This window comes from Bacteroides sedimenti, assembly GCF_040365225.1.
GTDB classification, from domain to species: domain Bacteria; phylum Bacteroidota; class Bacteroidia; order Bacteroidales; family Bacteroidaceae; genus Bacteroides; species Bacteroides sedimenti.
The window spans coordinates 3,338,700-3,357,645 of the sequence record NZ_AP028055.1 but is presented as its reverse complement, the minus strand read 5'-3'; the positions used below and the strand labels follow the sequence as shown (position 1 = coordinate 3,357,645).

General features: G+C 39.5%; 11 protein-coding genes. 6 read left to right on the top strand and 5 right to left on the bottom strand.

The window, feature by feature from the left end; all coding sequences use genetic code 11:
- Positions 1-9 precede the first annotated feature (9 nt).
- The 4 genes from ABWU87_RS13375 to ABWU87_RS13360 form a co-directional block, all read right to left on the bottom strand.
- Positions 10-4,038, bottom strand: a complete 4,029-nt coding sequence (locus tag ABWU87_RS13375) for a glycoside hydrolase family 2 TIM barrel-domain containing protein (protein WP_353331519.1) — start codon at positions 4,036-4,038, stop codon at positions 10-12.
- Positions 4,039-4,906: 868 nt separating this feature from the next.
- Entirely contained in the window at positions 4,907-5,722 is an 816-nt protein-coding gene (locus ABWU87_RS13370) for a hypothetical protein (RefSeq protein WP_353331517.1), read from the bottom strand.
- A 180-nt stretch (positions 5,723-5,902) separates the two neighbouring features.
- Positions 5,903-8,323, bottom strand: a complete 2,421-nt coding sequence (locus ABWU87_RS13365; protein WP_353331515.1) for a serine hydrolase — start codon at positions 8,321-8,323, stop codon at positions 5,903-5,905.
- A 266-nt stretch (positions 8,324-8,589) separates the two neighbouring features.
- On the bottom strand, positions 8,590-9,018 hold the full coding sequence (locus ABWU87_RS13360) for an Hsp20/alpha crystallin family protein (RefSeq protein WP_353331514.1): 429 nt from the start codon (positions 9,016-9,018) through the stop codon (positions 8,590-8,592).
- Positions 9,019-9,464: 446 nt separating this feature from the next.
- On the opposite strand from ABWU87_RS13360, the gene ABWU87_RS13355 reads away from it, so the two are divergent.
- The 6 genes from ABWU87_RS13355 (at position 9,465) to bioB (ending at position 14,664) form a co-directional block, all read left to right on the top strand.
- A complete protein-coding gene (locus ABWU87_RS13355) occupies positions 9,465-9,923 on the top strand; it encodes a universal stress protein (protein ID WP_353331513.1) in 459 nt (152 codons plus the stop codon).
- 62 nt (positions 9,924-9,985) lie between these two features.
- Positions 9,986-10,411 (top strand): TIR domain-containing protein, encoded by a 426-nt coding sequence (locus ABWU87_RS13350; RefSeq protein WP_353331512.1) that lies wholly within the window; start codon positions 9,986-9,988, stop codon positions 10,409-10,411.
- Between the two features lie 232 nt (positions 10,412-10,643).
- A complete protein-coding gene (locus tag ABWU87_RS13345) occupies positions 10,644-11,129 on the top strand; it encodes a hydrolase (protein ID WP_353331510.1) in 486 nt (161 codons plus the stop codon).
- A 469-nt stretch (positions 11,130-11,598) separates the two neighbouring features.
- The gene (locus tag ABWU87_RS13340) at positions 11,599-13,203 is read left to right on the top strand and encodes a glycoside hydrolase family 31 protein (RefSeq protein ID WP_434533886.1); all 1,605 of its coding nucleotides are present in this window, start codon (positions 11,599-11,601) and stop codon (positions 13,201-13,203) included.
- 276 nt (positions 13,204-13,479) lie between these two features.
- Positions 13,480-13,713 (top strand): hypothetical protein, encoded by a 234-nt coding sequence (locus tag ABWU87_RS13335; RefSeq protein ID WP_353331508.1) that lies wholly within the window; start codon positions 13,480-13,482, stop codon positions 13,711-13,713.
- 6 nt (positions 13,714-13,719) lie between these two features.
- The gene (gene bioB / locus ABWU87_RS13330) at positions 13,720-14,664 is read left to right on the top strand and encodes a biotin synthase BioB (RefSeq protein ID WP_353331506.1); all 945 of its coding nucleotides are present in this window, start codon (positions 13,720-13,722) and stop codon (positions 14,662-14,664) included.
- A gap of 465 nt (positions 14,665-15,129) precedes the next feature.
- Here bioB and ABWU87_RS13325 read toward each other — a convergent pair whose 3' ends face one another.
- Positions 15,130-18,282 (bottom strand): ABC transporter substrate binding protein, encoded by a 3,153-nt coding sequence (locus ABWU87_RS13325; protein WP_353331504.1) that lies wholly within the window; start codon positions 18,280-18,282, stop codon positions 15,130-15,132.
- Positions 18,283-18,946: the final 664 nt, after the last annotated feature.

Sequence of the window (18,946 nt, the reverse complement as noted above, 5' to 3'; positions counted from 1 at the left end):
TATCAAAAATTACTCGGCTAAGATTGTAATCTCGGCGCCAGTTGCGTAATCTTGCCCTCTCTGCTCGCTCAGCGCGGTAAAGCGGATATAACGGGCTTTCACAGGTTTGTTGAACATAACTTTCTTCTCCTCCTTACTTCTTTCGAATACACCTTTAACAATCGGCTCTCCCCATTTTTTGCAATCCATGCTGACGTGGATTGTATAATCCTTCACATCGCCATTGTAGCTATCCTGACGAGGCAACCAGGTAAATCCTTTGATTGTTTTCACTTCGCCGGCATCCAAGTCTACCCAGTGCGGATGCTTGGCCACAGTGACCGAATACATGGTGTGCCAGATTGTTGAAACATCACCGTCGGTCAGATTCGAAGCATCGCCTTCATCGGATTCCTGACTACTTGCAAAGATTACGTTAGTGTGAACACTCTCAATTTTAGTGAAAGAGGCAGTAGTCTCCATCTGCGGATTCTCTTTATACCAGGCAGTTACACTTCCGCCATCACGCATTGGGATTACTCCTGAATATATCTTTGCTTTACCTTTGTTCACAGCATAACAAATCACTGCATCTTTCTTGATAGTAGATATTTTCACCTCACCTACACGGTTGCGTGTAACAGCAAGAGGCATTTCTCCGGCAACTGAAACGCTGGCGGTTTTAGTCAGATTCTGACCGGCCGGGCGAATAATGAATCCCATGAAATGTTGTCCGGCTCTTACTCTGTCTTGTTCCAGCGGACCGCCTTGTCCGCAACTGTTGCCACCAAGACCGGTCACCCCTAAGTCGAGGTGCAGATACGTATCGCCACCTTTCGGCAACTCATAAGGATGAGCAGCCGCCACCAGGTCGTTGGCAGAATATTGCAGGGCAGATACCGACAAGTTTCCGTCACCCACAAACACTGCCCCGTTTCCGGCATTATCCGTAAGGGCACACCAACGTACTTCCTCGTGGTTACCTACGTTTTGCGGTCTTACGATTGGAGCGAATTCATCCTTCACCGTGCTCTTGTAGAGTTCTACAAACTGACTTGTCTTACGGTCGTTGTAGTTATCTATCGGACCACGTCCGTAGTAAGTGAAGTTTGCCAGTTTTTCTGGTGTTTTCATTACATAACCCAGACGAGGCAATACCACTGACTCATTGTTTGAGGTTATGCTTGCCTGTAGTTCGATGGAACCGTCGGGGTAGATTGTCCATATTTGGTTGGTTGTGAATTTGAAATCATTCTCGCCAAACTTCTTGTCGGTTTGTTCCTCGATGCTGTTCTTTGTAGCAGTAGTACCTCCAATGAGGCGGGCACCGTTCGGCGCCTGTGATTCAACCGTAAACGAAGCCACGATTGTTCCGTTTGCCTTTTTCATGAAGCTACTGCTTGTAGCCTTGTGTTTCAGGTTATGCAAACCACATTCGTACCATTTTGAAACAGCCCAGTTGTCGTTGTTGGTATATGCGCGGAATGCATCCAGTTTCGGGCCATTGCCCGGAGCAATGATTGTTTCGTTACCGTAAGTCAGGCTGTAGATGGTTCCGGTGTTGGTATCGAACTGAGCCACGAAGTTTTTACCCTTCACAGTCTTGATGTCTGATGAAGAATCCGTCAGTTCCAGTTTGTCGGCAGATGCTGTTTTGGCAACCTCAGCAACAGATGGTTGTTTAACAGCTCCCTTAACAAGGAACTGTTCGTCGGCCTGAACATATCCTTTCTTATTCCAAGGCATGTCGTTCTTCAACATGAACTGGAATTTCACAAAGTATTCCGAGTCGGCATTCAGCTTATCAAACTGATAAGGAACGCTGATTTTCACTTTTGTGCGTGGAGCAACAGCGCCCAGAGCAATATTTCCGGACTGAGTTTCCTTGCCGTTTTCATACAATGACCAACGAAGCTCGTAGTCGGAAAGATCCTTGAAATAGTACTTGTTGAACACTTCAAAAGTACCTTCATTGATGTTAACCGAATCAACAGCTATGTGCTGATATACCTTTTTCACTTCATAGTAGTGAGGTTTCGGCGATAAGTCGGCAGCCACAACCCCTTTGAAGATAAACTGTCCGTCGTTGGGCATATCACCAAAGTCACCTCCGTAAGTTACATAACGTTCGCCGGTTTTCTTATCGTAGTTGTACAAGCCTTGGTCAATCCATTCCCAGATGGCAGCACCACAGAAGAAGTTGGTCGACTCGATGGCTTTCCAGTAATCTACCAGGTTACCGCAGGCATTACCCATGGCATGAGCATATTCTGAAACGTGGAAAGGATACTTGATATCATACTTGCCCTTTACAGCTCCATTCATCCAGCCGATGGAAGGATACTGATTAGAGCCCATATCCACAATATCGTTATTACGTTCGTACTGAACCGGGCGAGAAGCGTCGAATGCCTTCAAAGAATCGTACGCAGCCACAAAGTTCTTACCCGGACCCGCTTCGTTACCCAGCGACCAGATTACGATGGAAGGGTTGTTTACGTTGCTGTGCGCCATCTCCATCACACGTGCCACATGTGCCGTTCTCCACTCAACAGGATGCGAAAGCGAAGCTTCACCGTAGTAGTACTCGTGCGATTCTATGTTTGCCTCATCTTCAAGGTAGATACCGTACTTGTTGCACAGGAAATACCAGTAAGGATCGTCAGGATAGTGCGAGTTACGTACGTGATTGATATTGGCACGTTTCATCACCATGATTTCCTGAAACATCCTTTCGCGTGGAACTGCGTGACCCGTTTCGGGATTGCTTTCGTGACGATTCACCCCTTTCAGCTTCACGGTTTTACCGTTCACATAGTAATAGCGTCCGGCCAATCCGAATTCATCATCGGCAGCCTTTGTATCTTTAATCTCAACTTTGCGGAAACCAACGATTGTTGAAACTGTTTCCACTGTTTTGTTCTTTTTGTCTTTCAGCTCAGCTACCAGAGTATAGCGGTATGGCAATTCAGCCGACCACTTATTGGGAGCCTCAACCTTCATAATAGCCTGTTGTGCCTCAACCTGCTGATTGGCTTCAATAACATCCACATTTGCTGTAGCTATTACACCATTCACCGGAGTTGTTTCATCAGAATAAAGCTTGTTGGCATAGAGTGTATAAACCATTTTGTAGCCTTTTGCCTTACCTTTACCCAGGTTACGAATATCTGTATTGATGGTCAGCGAACCATTGGTGTAGGTTGCATCCAAATCAGGTATTACCCGTAAGTCGCGTACCTGCACCTTCGGAGTAGAATAGAGCGCCACGGTGCGGAAGATACCCGGCAAGCGATACATATCTTGTGCTTCCAGGAACGAGCCGTCGGAGTTACGGTAAACTTCGGCAGCCACTACATTCTTTCCTTTTTTCAGATATTTGGTTATATTAAAGCAGGCGGCATTGCGTGAGTTTTTGGAGAATCCGACGTACTGGCCGTTTATCCAGAGATAGAAGAATGAGTCTACTCCTTCAAAGTTAATGAAAACCTCTCGTCCGTCCCAGTCTTGCGGAATTTCAAAATCACGACGGTAAGAACCCACTTCGTTCGGATATTTAGCTGTAGTCCAGTTTTCGGGAGCAGGCCGCATAACGCCACCCTTCCAGTCGCCCACCTTCACGGTGTGCTTAAAGATAACCTTCTGATTTACATAGATGGGCACTCCGTATTTCAGGTCCCCATTCTTCTGAATACCGTAAACATTCCAGTTTGATGGCACAGGAATATTATCCCATGAAGAAACATCGTACGAGGTTTCATAAAAGTTCTTCGGACGTAGTTCCGGCGATTTCACCCAATTAAACTTCCATTCTCCGTTCAATGATTTCCAGTAGGCAGAGTATTCAGGCAGCACCTTTCGTGCACTCTCCACATCCTTGAACGGAAAGAAATAAGCACGAGGCTGCTCCTTGTTCAAGGCTAAATACTCAGGCGATTCCCATTCATTGCCAGCAGGTGCTTTCTGTTCTCCATACTTAAAACCGTTCAGTAACGGCTTCAGAGCAAAGCTTTGCGTAACAAGGCAACACAGGACTACTGCTAATTGAAATTTTCTCATAGTTAGTAATAGTGTTTGTTTTATAAATGATTGTTTTATGGAATTATAATCGATTAATAATGTGATTCATAGATATCTCTACTGACTTTTTTCCCATAAACTGCAAATGTAGGCAATTTATTCATATAATAAAAGAGATTAATAACTAGTAGTCCGTTTTATATTTTTTTCAGAAGTTATTGGCGTTAATAATTTAACCGTTTAATTTATTAAGAAATACGTCGCCTGCCTACGAGCGGAACAAACCGCACCTCCCGAAAATCTTACGCCTGGAAATTAAAATCTGTCGTCATGTTTTGACCAATCTTCCGCCATGTTTTTTTTATTCTATGCCATTAAATTGGCCTTTATTGCAATGGGATTACGTTTTCGTAGTTATATCTAGGAATAATTGGCAATGTATTTCTGATTCCGAAACCGCCACAACATTACCCCCTATGATGAATTCAGACTATATTCAAGAAACAAAATCAGAATGATTCTTACCAATGTATGCAAGTAGAAACTATATGTTGAGAACTCTATATTAAAAAATAAAATGAAGCAATATTATGACCTAAAATACCAATTTTACATCATTTTAAAAGACATAATCTATTGACAAACAATCATTAAACACTTTTTAACGCTACTTCGGCCAACAAAATGAGAATTCTTCGCCATGTTTTCTGTCTTACTATTTTATTTTTAGAGATAACATACTGATTATGTGGCGCGGAACTTTTAGTTTTCTCTTTATATATACAGAAATAATAGATAATTTTCCGCGGATATATTTCTTCACAATAAATAGGCACGATATATACCCGAGAATTACAACCGGTATAAGGGTATTCTTATTTTTATGAATTATTTTATTCCAACCAGCTTAATATATCTCCTCTTTATTGATTCCTAAATCAGTCTGATTCAACAAGAATAGGCAGGTATAATAGAAATCATTAGCTTCAGGGGAAGATAAATCCACAACTCTGTATTGTTCAGGTTCGGCCCCTTCCAAAATCCATTTAGAGCCATCAACTGTTATTCCTTGGGGTATTCTATTCATATGCCAAAAATCCATTTTTTGGAGCATTGATTTTAGCTCTTGCCAAATCTTTATATCCACAGGTTTAGACTTGTCTGTTATCACTTTCCCTGGATCATATCCTCCTTCTCCATCACTGAGTTTCCAGTATAACAAACAAGTTTCTCCATCTTTTTCTATCCTGATTGTTACTGGATGATGAAACGTTCTCAGCCAAGTAAAACGATAAATCTCCTTTTTGCTTTTTTTATTGAATAGCAAAGGTTCTTTCATAGCATAAAGAAACCTTGAATAGTATATTATAGAATTTAAATCAATATCAATTAATGGCTTTTCGTTTTTATTCTCACCTGACATAATAAAGAATTTCAGTGGGAAATAGAACTGTTTACCACTTACAGGTACATTATGATCATCAACTTCTATTGAATTATCGAAAAACGTAACAGATTCCAAGTCTGCACATACCTTATTTTCATCCATAAATTTCTTAAAAGCCTGTAATCCTCCAGTAAGCTGCAGTTCCACCTTCCGGGCATCCAACTTGTCTGTTTTTAGTTTTTCGTGCTTAGCTTTCATTCTATCATTTTGCGGCGTTTGCGCGCTGAAGGTACCGGATATTCCCATCAGGAAGAAAATAGCGATTGTCTTTTTCATTATGCAGAATTAAAGTTATGTTCTTAGCTTCAAAAATACAATATATTTCAATACAACTCTATTGCCTGTTTCTTTTTACATCTAACTTTTATTCACAAAATCTGTTTACATATAAAAAGCGATAAACAGATTTTGTCAGACATCCGTTTACCGCAGCACATTAAAAAAGAACCAAATTAATTAATCACCTACCCTCTTTGCAACTTTCTCTTCGCCGCTGATAACTACAATTACAGAATCGGCCTTCTGTTCTCCATGCGCCTTAAATTTGAGCCTTATGTTGATTTCCCTAGCAAAAAACTCAGTTTCGGATGCAGGGAATAGTTGAAATCGAGTAAGCTGGCTACCCTGCAAGAACAATTTTTTATCTACTTTCAGCACAGCCATCACATAATTATTTCCCATATCGTATTTCCCTGTATATTTATCGAATACGGAAAAGTCAACAGCAACCGGAATCTCCTCTTTCAATTTCTTTGCCTCAATCTGCTGTCCGTTTTGATGATGTAAAAGATAGATGACTTTCCCTTTTTCATCCACTACAAATTTCACACTCGCATCCACAATCTTCCAATTAAACTCATCTTTTGACGATGGGAATATTGGATACTTACCCTGTCCAGTCATTTGGGCATACAATTGTTTTCCTTCAAGCGTAACAGTCAGTACAGCACCCTGCCCGTAATCATATCGTCCCACATATGCGTTAAGTAATTTTTCATCCACAGGAATATCAGATGCAAAAGTGGGTTGCTTTATCATTTCAGGCCATAATATATATTCGGAAATTAAAGAGGCAGAGTTAGTTGGGGATAGACCGGATGGCGGAGGAGTTGAGTTACATAAAACAATCACCGTAAATTTATTCTCCGGTTGACGTCCCAGATAAGAAAGAAAACCATTTAACCCGCCTCCATGTGAAATGAACTCTGAACCACGAATATTCTGAATAAACCATCCATAGCCATAATTTGTTTTTTGCTTGTTATTTAGTAATGAAGAGGTGAATGCGGCTTTTAAACTCTCTTCGGTCAGTACTTTCCCGTTAAACAGCGCTTCATTCCAGATATTCAAATCCCTTACCGTGGAATATAGGGCTCCTGCTCCTGCAGCCCATGACATATCCCAGTTAATGGCTTTTATTATTTTGTTACCATTGAACGAATAGCCATAAGCCTCGTTGTCAATCAACTTATTAGTCTCGTAAATACCGGTATTATTCATTCCCAGTGGTTCGAAAAATGTATCATTAAGGTAGATTGCCAGGCTCTTTCCCGAAATCTTTTCGACAATATACCCTAAGAGGACAAAGCCGGAATTACAATAGTTCCACTTGTTACCAGGAGCAAAATCATATGGTTGCGCTTGTATTGTATCAACTAAGGCCGAAAGAGAGATTGGCAAAGTAACAAATTTAAAAAATGATGGCCGATCAGTATAGCTGTGCAGCCCAGATGTATGCGTAAGTAGATGACGGAGAGTAATCTCATTCCCTTTCGGAAAACCAGGTATGTACTTTGACACTACATCCTGAATATTCAGTTTTTTCTCTTCCTGAAGCTTAAGGATGGCGGCAGCAGTAAATTGTTTGGTAATAGAACCAATCCTGAACTTTGTATCGGGGGTAACAGGAACTTTATTGCCGATATCGGCATAGCCAAATCCTTTTTCATAGATAATTTCACCATTCTTCGAGACAAGAACAGATACTCCGGATGTTATCCCACTATAAACATTTTTGAATATACAATCAACCAGCTGTTTAAATGAGGGCATAGGAATATCGGTTCTACCCCCTTTATCTTTAAGGTAATCCATTATTTTCTCCCGTCCACGAATCATGGCACTTTGATAAGCCGTCAGCCCGGAGTCGTCGGGTGCATTCAAATCAACTCCATCATCTGTCAGGATCTTTACATTATCAAGATTGCCCCTCCCGGAAGATTCAATCAATGCTTTTTTAAGTGATTCCTTCCCCATTTTCCTTATAGCAAAAGACCAGTCCTGTTCCATATTCTGAATCTTCAACAATATCTGGTTGCTACCTTTTTTAAGATTCAGAATAGCAATATCCTCATCAGGCGTCGTAGGTCGTCCAATCCAGTTTTGGTGCACCAATCTTCCATTCAGGTATAATTTAATGCCATCATCACTGCCTATCCCTACAATTACCTTGGCCGGAACATCCATCCTAATTTCAGCTAGGGCATAAGCAATGGAATATTCAACCTTGCCAAGCAGTTTAGATAAGTCGACAATTCCCTCTTCGCTTCTTATCGGTTCCCAAGTATATTCTGTATTATCAATCTTTACGGCGCCAATAGATTTGCCAGAGTGAACAGCGACAGTGGTGAATGCATCTCTGTCGAATAATATTTTTTGCCTGGAATCATCAGCTTTTATTGCTTCTTCATCCAATTGTACAGGTCCAAGAATCAACCAATTTTTCATGAATTCGTTATCAGCAAGGCCCATATATGAGGCCTGAGCATATCCCATGACAGGATTCTGGCTCTTCGTTTGCCCTTGAAGATTTGTGAGATTTGAGAATGCCAACATGGTGCACAAAAAAACAAGGCGGGAAATTTTGAACGCTTTCATGATAGTCATTTTATGGAAAGTGATGAATTGAGCGGTAGATAGTTTATACATTAACAACTTATCCAAATAAATGGTTCTATAGCCATTCTATCGCCCCCTCACAAAAAAATATAAAAAATAAGCTGAACTAGTTTTGATGAGATTTCTCTAGTTGCAAAAGGTGAAAATCCATCAAATAACTAAATCAACAGCCTTTATTGAAAAAAATAGGCCATCATCCTCTCGACGATAGCCTACAAATAACTATTAATCCTATTCAAAAACTCTTATTTAATTTCAATATATTTTTCAGTCTTTTTCTCTTCTTCTGCACTCATTTTTGGAAGAGTGATGATAAGTACTCCATTCTCAACCTGCGCTTCAATTTTCTCTTTCATAACATTATCGGGAAGAATCATTGTTTGTTGAAATTTTGAATAAGAAAACTCATGTCTCAGATAACGGGTTTCTTTATTTTCCTCTTTAGAATCTTGTTTCTTCTCCATGGCAACAATCAGTTGGTTCTCCGCATCGACTTTAATACAAAAATCTTCCTTATTCATACCTGGTACGGCGAACTCTACTTTATACGCATCAGTATCTTCTATTACGTTGATAGCAGGCGCAGTAGCATTTGGGCGAATCATCCAATTTGTATCAAACAAATCATTGAACACTTCTGGTAACCAAGTCTGGTATCTTCTTACTGCTGTCATAATATTATCTCCTATCTTTAAATTTAAAACATTCTTTTTATCATATTTTGAGTTATTTCATTCGTTCGTATTCACTTAACAAAAAGCAATGTCCATGCCAAAAGGATTTACTGTAATTTATTCAAGTAGAAACTGCCATAATTTCCCACAAAACATCATCAACACCGCCATTATGACATCATTAAATACATAGGATATAGTATCATTTAAAAGTAAAATAATAGAATGTGTATAGATATATCTGATACATAAAATATTTTTCAACTACATCTATTACAAAATTCAGTGCATTGCCAGCATAAGGAGGCATTAAAAACAGATTAACCATTTTTAGCGGACAGACAGGGTAATAACATATCTTTTATAAATCTTTCTTAAACACTGGTTTGTTTAAAGAATGGAGTTTACCGTTTAAAGTCAATATAAAATCTTTAAAGTCAAATCAAATGGAAACAACCAAAATCAGAAAAGTACTGATAGCTATTGACTATGATAAAAGTGCAAAAATTGTAGCCGAATCGGGGCACACCATAGCAAAAGCAATGAAAGCTGATTCTATTCTGCTGCATGTAATATACGAACATCCGGCATATTACAGCGAAAACCCCAACATCTATGAATTACATATGGATTTCATAGAGAACATGAAAGAACGCACTCTGAAATTCCTGGAAGAGATTAAGCGGCTTCTGGACGATGGCTCTGTACAAACAGTGCTGAAGGAGGGAGAAATTGCTTCGACAATTCTGGAAACCGCCCAAGAGATGGAGGCTGACATTATTGTACTAGGCTCGCATAGCCGGAAATGGTTGGAAAACATCTTTCTGGGAAATGACGCGATTGCGGTACTCAAGAAAACAACAATCCCGCTTTTCATTATTCCTATTAAGTCAGAAAATACATAGGCAACTTAGATATAATTATCAGGTAGCTTAGTCTACAATCAGTCACTTAAATTTTATTGAAAATGGTAAAGAAAAAAGTTTTCGTAAGTTTCGATCATGACAATGACCGGCAGTACAGGAATCTGTTAGAGGAATGGAACGCAAATGAAGAATTTGAATTTTGTTTTAATAACTTATCACCAAATGAGATAAAGAAAGAGGATATACCACGTGTAAAAGAGGCTCTTGTCAACAAAATCAGCCAAACTACCTACACCTTTGTAATTATTGGGAAAGACTCAAACAAAGAGAGTAAGCATAAGGAAGATATTGGCTTCAGAAACTGGCAGAACTTCGAAATTGCTGCGAGCAAGACTAATAAGAACAAACTGGTGGGTATCAAACTCGATAAGAAATTTGATTCACCGGATGAGCTCGTGGGTTGCGGAACCAAGTGTGCCATGACTTTTACCAAGGAGGCTATTATGAAAGCACTGAAGGATGCATAAATCTTTCATATACCGATCAATCCCAAGGAACTGATTCAAATGCAAATCAGTTCCTTTCTTTTTATCTGGCTAACAACCAGAAAGCTACATCATATAAGACTACTGTTATAAAAACTCGATTCCAATTCATAGATATCAAATTGATATAAAATAAATTAAATGCCTTTTTAGAGATAAACAACACTGATCTCACTTTGTTTTTATCAAGGAAAACTCTAATTATTTATAATTTATGGAAACACAGAAAGAGAAAGAGGCCATTTGTTGCCCACCGTTTGATCCTACCATTTGGGAAGATAAAATAATTGAATGGGAAAATAAAAAGTTTATCAAAGATAAAGTCTTTACGCTTTTTTATATGCCCGTAAATTTCGGAGGTGTAATGAGAAGACTTATGAAGAAAATTGGGGAAGCCAATGCGGATGTCCCCGAGTGGCTCTGCTTATCGGATCATACTTCGCAATGGAACATGAACCTCTATGTGGCTGTTGACAAAGAGGTGCCCGGAGCCAATAACACAACCATCGGCGGAAAGTTTTATTGCAAGGTGTACGAGGGTCCTTTCAGAGATACAGGCAAATGGTGCAAGGATTTCGTAGAGAAAGCCAACGCAAAAGGAATGCACCCACAGAAACTATTTATGTGGTACACCACCTGCCCAAAGTGTGCCAAGAAATACGGCAAAAACTATGTTGCAATCTTTGCGCAGATAGAATAGCCTCATCTAACGAAACTAACACTTTGGCCGGAAAGCGGAAGATTAAGTGCCTGAAAAGGCAAATTGAATCAAGGTTTCCAATAAATTCAAGAAGATATGTAACGGACGATTGCACTTATTAGCAGCATATGGCAAAGCTTATGCTATACTCAAAAAGTGTTCTGTAATTCATTTACAGAAGAAAACCATATTTATATATAAAAAGACAGGGATTGGTTCTCTATCTTTACTACATCCATATGCAATGTTGAATCCAAATTTGGAATCAACATTGAACAGTGTACTCCACAGTAAAACGCTTTGAAATTCAAACAATACTAATTAGATCGGACACTAATTTACCTTTTTGTCCTTTTTAACTTTTTAAAACAAAGGAAAAGCCCCACCTTTGTTCTTAATTGCGAAATGCAGCGCTATTGGATAAATAAATCATTAAAAAATAAATCTTATAAAGACAGACCAAACAATTATGATGAGCAAATTAAAACACTTATTAATTCTGACAGTAATTTTGGTGGGAACCATTTCTTGCAAGGCAGGGAATCAGTATCGCTCGGAAATATCTTCACTGCCAGGTGAGAAATGGTGGGGAGGAATGGTGGCACTGGGGTCGAAAATGCCTTTCGAAGGAGAGATGCGTTTATTTAACCTGGCTTCTGAAAACATGAACAATCAGAACGTACCTCTGCTGATATCCTCGGAAGGTCGTTACCTTTGGAGTGATAAACCGTTCGCCTTCAAAATAGAAAATGGAAATTTGCAGATATTCTCCGATTATGAACAAGTTAATCCGGTAGTTGCAGGAAAAACATTGAAAGAAGCCTTCCTGAATGCTTCCGCCAAACACTTCCCTCCATCAGGAAAACTGCCCGAAGCGGACTTCTTCTCGAAACCACAGTACAATACTTGGATTGAACTGATGTATAACCAGAATCAAAACGATATTCTGAAATATGCTGATAACGTATTAAAGCATGAATTCCCAACAGGCGTATTTATGGTAGATGATAACTGGCAGAAATACTATGGAAACTTTGAGTTTAAGCCAGAGCGCTTCCCCGACCCGAAGGGTATGGTGGAACGACTCCACAAACAAGGCTTTCGCATCATGTTGTGGATATGTCCTTTTGTGAGCCCAGACAGTCCGGAGTTTCGGGAACTGCAAGCCAAAGGTTACCTGATTAAGCAGAAAGGGACAAAAAATGCAGCCATTATCCCCTGGTGGAACGGTTATAGCGCATGTTACGACCTGAGCAACCCGGCAGCAGCCGAGCATCTGAAAGGTGAACTTCAGAAAATGCAGCGGGAATATGGCATCGACGGATTTAAATTTGACGCAGGAGATATTGACCACTACCGGAATCCTGCATTGGAATACTTTGATAAAAACGCAACCTCGGTAGAAATGTGCCAATACTGGGCAAAGATGGGACTGAATTTCCCTTATAATGAATACAGGGCCGGATGGAAAATGGGAGGCGAAGCACTGGTGCAACGCCTGGGCGATAAGGACTATTCCTGGAATGCGGTGAAACTACTGATACCCGATATGGTAGCTGCCGGGCTGATGGGGTATGCATATACTTGTCCGGACATGATTGGAGGGGGACAGTTCGGTTCATTCCTGAACATAGACCAAACCAAACTTGACCAGGAGCTTATTGTGCGCTCGTGTCAGGTACATGCACTGATGCCAATGATGCAGTTCTCCGTGGCTCCTTGGCGCATTCTGGACGAAAAGCATCTGGCCATCTGTCGCGATTACGCACATCTTCACGAAAAAATGGGAAGTTATATTCTTGAACTGGCTCACCATGCGGCAAAAACAGGCGAACCGATTGTACGCCACATGGAATATGCGTTCCCTCATCAGGGATTCACCACCTGTAAAGATCAGTTTATGCTGGGTGACAAATACCTGGTAGCACCAATCCTAACTAAGGTAAACACCCGTAAAGTATCATTGCCCAAAGGAACATGGAAGGATGATACCGGAAAGATATTCCGTGGACCGAAGGTGATTGAGGTAACAGCCGAACTGGAAAGGTTGCCTTACTACGAACGGATAAAATAGTTTTTCCTATTAAAAGAAAGAATAAACAATATTTGCGTACTCCTATTCTTGAAGGAAAACATGAAACAGAAAGGGATTCGCAAGTAAACTGAAGAAACCATATAAATAAAGAGGATAGAAACATTGAGTTCCATCAATAATCAACAGCAAAAGAAAATCTGGTTCAGACGCTGGACAAACAAGTCCTGGGCGGTCTTTGCCAGTCTCAAAGCTGTTGTACATATCCTTCAGCTGAAAAAGACGATCTGTTGTCAGTCCCTCCTGAAGCAAGGCGGGATGACAAGACTCGCGTTAACTAACGATTTCTTCCTGAAAGAGGTTATACCGGCATTGAGCGATTCTGACAATGAACCGCCTTCCCGGGAAGAGTTACTTAATCTGCTTTTTCAATCACGTGTAAATCAATTAACCGGAGAGACTGCAGGCAATAATCTGCCGTTTCTTCTCAATCGTCATATCCCCTGTCGAGCCATAATTCACGGTTCAGCAGGGGATTTTCATTTTACATAAACACCTATGAAACAGAAAATTATTAATGGCTATAGGTTTACACTTGGCCAGGCTTTTAACTTTATTGAGAACAGTACCGACAATGAACTATTTGAGCTGGCCGATGACCTGCGCAAACACTACTTCGGACAACGTTTCGACACTTGCGCCATCATGAATGCCCGATCGGGGAAGTGCACGGAAGACTGTAAATGGTGCGCGCAATCGGCTTATTACAAAACATCGTGCGCTGAATTCGAAATGGTGGAGACAGAAGAAGCTGTTGTCGAAGCACGAAAAATAAGGGATTCGGGCGTCAGGATGTTCTCCCTGGTAACCAGCGGACGAAAACTCACGCCGACAAATATTCTTAAAATAAGTCAGACCTTCTCTGTCTTAAACCAAGAAGTTCCGGGCATTGGTTATTGCGCTTCGCTGGGACTGCAGTCGAAAGAGGAACTGCAAAGCCTTCGGGAAGCCGGGGTAAGTCGTTACCATTGCAACATTGAAACAGCTCCCTCGTTCTTTGACAAACTATGCACTACGCATACCATAGAGGAGAAGGTGAAAACAATCCGATCCGCACAGGAAACCGGAATGAAGATTTGTTCGGGAGGAATTATTGGCATGGGCGAAACGGAGAGAGACCGCATTGAGATGGCGGTTTTCCTTCAGGAACTGGGGGTAGACTCTATTCCTGTAAATATACTGATGCCCATCAAGGGAACTCCTTTGGAAGGCACCACACCACTTACAGACCGAGAGATTCTGCGTGCCTTTGCCATCTTTCGGATTATCAACCCAACTGCCGAAGTTCGCTTTGCTGCCGGGAGGTTACGAATTAGGCACATAATGAAACAAGCGCTGGCCTGTGGAGTGACAGCTTCGTTGGTAGGTGATATGCTCACAACCGTGGGAAGTGGCATTCAAGAGGATATCCACTTTCTAAAAGAGAACAACTATGAAATATGATACCTTTCCATGTTAGCATATTGTATTATGGAATGACAATCAGTGCCATCCGGCAGGGCTGATTGAGAACCAGACAAGACATACTAACCAAGTGTTCATAAAGAACTAACCAAAACAACTGGTGAAACTAACCAAAACGTCGAGGTATATTAGCTCAATCATGTACATGTTTCATTCCAATCTTGTACATGATTGAACCTAATCTTGTACATGATTATCCCTTAATCTTGTACATGATTGGGGTAACATGTCCTGATGTTTGTAATAAACTGATTGCAGTTGACTACTAATGTTCTTAAACCTAATAAATAGTTGACCTATTAATTTATTAACTCTGATATGTTTGTCTTCTTTAGGTTTAAAGCCTAAAAAAGGTTGACTGCCGTTTTACAATTATCGACATGAGGATTATATTTTTCAAATCAAAAGAATTATCGAACCGATATCAGATAAGTTGTCTATTTTTTATTCAAACTCTAGGCGGGGGATTTCAAACCAAAAAGTAGATCCTACTCCGGCTTCAGATTCCACCCTCATCTCTCCGCCCAGTTTATGGGCAATTGAAGTGCATATTGAAAGACCTAGTCCGATGCCCTGTGAGAAGGAATCAAGTTTTGTAAAAGTCTCGAATATTTCAGAAAGCTTATCCTCAGGAATTCCACATCCAGTGTCCTTCACGTAAAAGCACAACCTGTTTGCAGAAATAGTATATCCAAACAGAATACTTCCTTTACTGGTAAACTTCAATGCATTCGATAGAAGATTAGAAACAACCTGCAAAAAACGGTCGTTATCAGTATAAATAATGCATTCAGGAAGCTTTTCATTAAATGACACTTCGATTCCTTTCTGACCGGCTAATATTCTCAGCATCTCTTCCTCTCTGAAAAGCAGGTTGTTTATATCTACAGATGAATAGTGAAATTTCATGGAACCTGACTCTATGCTTGAGAAATCTATGATGTTACTAATGAGTCTTAACAACAACTCATTATTGGTATTAATAATCTTCAGGAATTCTCTTCTCTCTTCTTCATCACTGACATCGCCCAGCACACCAGAGAATCCCACAATAGCATTAAGTGGTGTACGGATTTCATGGCTAATATTTGCCAGGAAAGCTGATTTCAGTCGACTGGACTCTTCTGCTCTATCCTTGGCATCAGATAATTCTTGTTCTATCTGCTTTCTTTTAGAAATATCGATCGCAGAACCTGAGATTTCAGTCACTTCACCCGCCTCGTTCCGTTGACTGATTAGACCTTGTATCTGACACCAGTCGTAGCCTTCACCCCAGAAATTTATCTTAATGTCTATATCAATCTTATCAAATTTTCCCTCAAGCAAGCCGTAAAAGGCCGATTCTACGCCCTCTTGGTCGGAAGGACAAACCATATTCAGCATTTCCTGAAGCGTTTTAACCGTACTTTTTAATGATGATTTTCCTGCTTTCGCTAGATATCCGGCATCAACAGTAATTAGTCCTCTCTGCACGTGCCAGGTCCACGGAACAATATCTCCCGCATCAAGTGCTTGCGCAAGCTGGCGGTTTGTGAATTCAAGCTGACGATGAATGGCTTTCAACTCAGAAATATCCCACCTGGCTGTTAGAATATAAGAAGATTTGTCTGGTGTTTCTATAATGCTTTTAATCACATGAGTAGTATAGAACAGATTATTAGGGTAAAGAACATCTTCTTCATAAGTCACCGGTTCACCATTTGTTATCAGCTGTTCATTATTCCCCTCATATTTATCTGCATACTTTTTACCGAAAACCTCTTCTCTTGTTTTCCCTATAACATCTTTCGACTTTACTCCAGATAACTCTTCTGCTTTCTTATTCCAGTAGATATAGCGAAGGTCCTCTCCCACCTTCTTGACATAAAATGGAACAGGAAGATTATCAAGCATAGTCTCAAGCAACAGTTGAAGACTCTGGCTTCTTGCCTCCTCCTCCTTCTTTTGAGTAACATCGCGAATGAAACAAATAAACAGTTCACCATACAGAGGTTGTAATCTTGATTCAAAATATCTCAATATTTCACCATCTTTTCTTTCAGTCTGAAACTCAATATATTCATTACTATTCTGACAACGAACGATGCTTTCATGAAGTTGTTCTGCAAATCTCTCATTGAAACATTCGCCGACATTTTTGCCTATAATCTTTTCCGGAATGCAACCGTTTTGTTCAGTAATCCGATCATTCACTTCTATAATATCAAGCGACTTGTTTACAACCAGAATCACATCAGGAATAATGGCAGATATTCCGTTTCTAATCATTGAGAGTTCTTCTGTTTTCCTGGAAGCTTTGTACTCTTCTGTTTTGTCTATCAAAAAAACATCAAACACCCATTCTGCGGCTGCAGGATATAGAAATGCAAGATAATGTTTATCTGTTTGTTCATTATAAAACATGCCCGACAAAGTTTTTTGAGAATTGCTGGAATATGCAGCAATAGCTTTGTTTAAAGAAAACCACAAACGAGACCGTTCATCAATAAGACTTGAAATTTTGCTGGAATCAGTACTGAACTCTCTTTGAAAAGATGGGTTAAATTCCAGGATATGATATTTTTTCAAAGCTTTGTTTTCATCCTCCGACAATTTTATTTTTGCGTAAGCTAGCGGAAGATTATTAAACAAATCTTTATATTTGGAGAGCAATGCTATTTCACGCTCCTTCAGTTCCTTTATCCTGCGTAAAGCCCAAATACGAGAAAGGAAAATTGTGAAAAATATTAAAATAAATCCAACAATAGAAATGATGAACATTTTGTGCTCTTGAATAAAAAGAGGTGGTTTGTTGTAATAAACCGCGTCCTTAGGAAAAAGAGCCTTGTCAACTCCACAACGAATTAAAAAATCGTAATTTAAGTGAGCTTGCGGAGATTCCAAGTGCTGGTAAGGGATAACAGTTGCATCTTTTCCATTAAGAATTTGATTGAGTATTTCTACAGTTTTTTCTCCATTAGCATTACTTGTTGAGTAGCAACCACCAGCGAAAAAAGCATTGTTGCTTCCTACATCCAGGAGATTAAAGACTGGAGTATTGGAGTAACTTCCAATCATTTTTTCCATCGTGTTGTTAAGTGGATGGCTAGTAGCATTATCTTCAAACCAGGAATAATAAAGCAAACCTGTCTTTCTATCCAAACAGGAAATAGTGTCAAGTAATTCTCTTGAACTTATTTTATTTTGAGACAAAAGGACTTCCCTCAACTCCGGGAAATGCTTCTTCATAATCTGTCTAAATTGTGCGCTGTAGTAAGAACTAGCATACCACTTATCAGAGATGAAGGCAACTTTGCTCATCTCAGGCATCAACTTCTTCATAAGCTCAATTGTCTCTTTTATGTAAATCTGGTTATAAACACCAGTCACGCAGAAATTTTTGGAGGCTTCTTTATAAGGTATCAGATTATTAGATTTGAGTTCGCTTCCGGATACAAGATCTTCCAAGGACCATGTATATTGTTTAGCAGTGGGAATCACCACCGGAATATTCCACCAGGACCGAGGAGCTGTACTACGATAGGATATCCATGCGCTTTCGCCAATTACAACAATCGTTTTCGGCTTTTTAGGGTAGCAACTATACAAATTGCCCATAATTTGATTAGCCTCATTTACAGATTTATATCTATAATAATTGAGATATTCAATGTTGACTGATATATTCTTTCTATTATATAGAGAATTCGTGATAATATTTTGAACCCTCTCTGACCATTTGTTCCCATCCGTTGAAGAGTTGATAATTAATACATGCTCTTTTGCTTTAAGGCACTGAACATTCATGCAGAAAAGAAATGAAATAAAAAGAATAAGAACAGCTTTAAGGAGTTTCATGTTTGGGAATAGCTTTATTGTTACAGCTTACAATTCGTTGTGTTTTTTAGTCTAATCTATTCTTATTATTATGTTTTCATATGGACTAATCACAAATTAAATCAATCTAACCCAATAATCAAGCTTTTTTTAAACTTTATTAAGAATCTATGATAATTAAATGCCTTTTTGTATTTTATACAGATAAGTTGATATACTTCTTGATATTTCAGAATCAAAACGATTAATGAATAAAATAAATACATAGAACATAGATGAATTTATATTTATATCAAAAAGTATTTAAAACAATTACAACAAAATCCGCATATTTCACACCAATACCAGATAAATACTGTAATAAAACAAGTGAGAGACTGTGATAAAAATACAGTCTCTCACTTGTTTTATTATTTCAGAAAAATCAACTATAATACTAATCAGA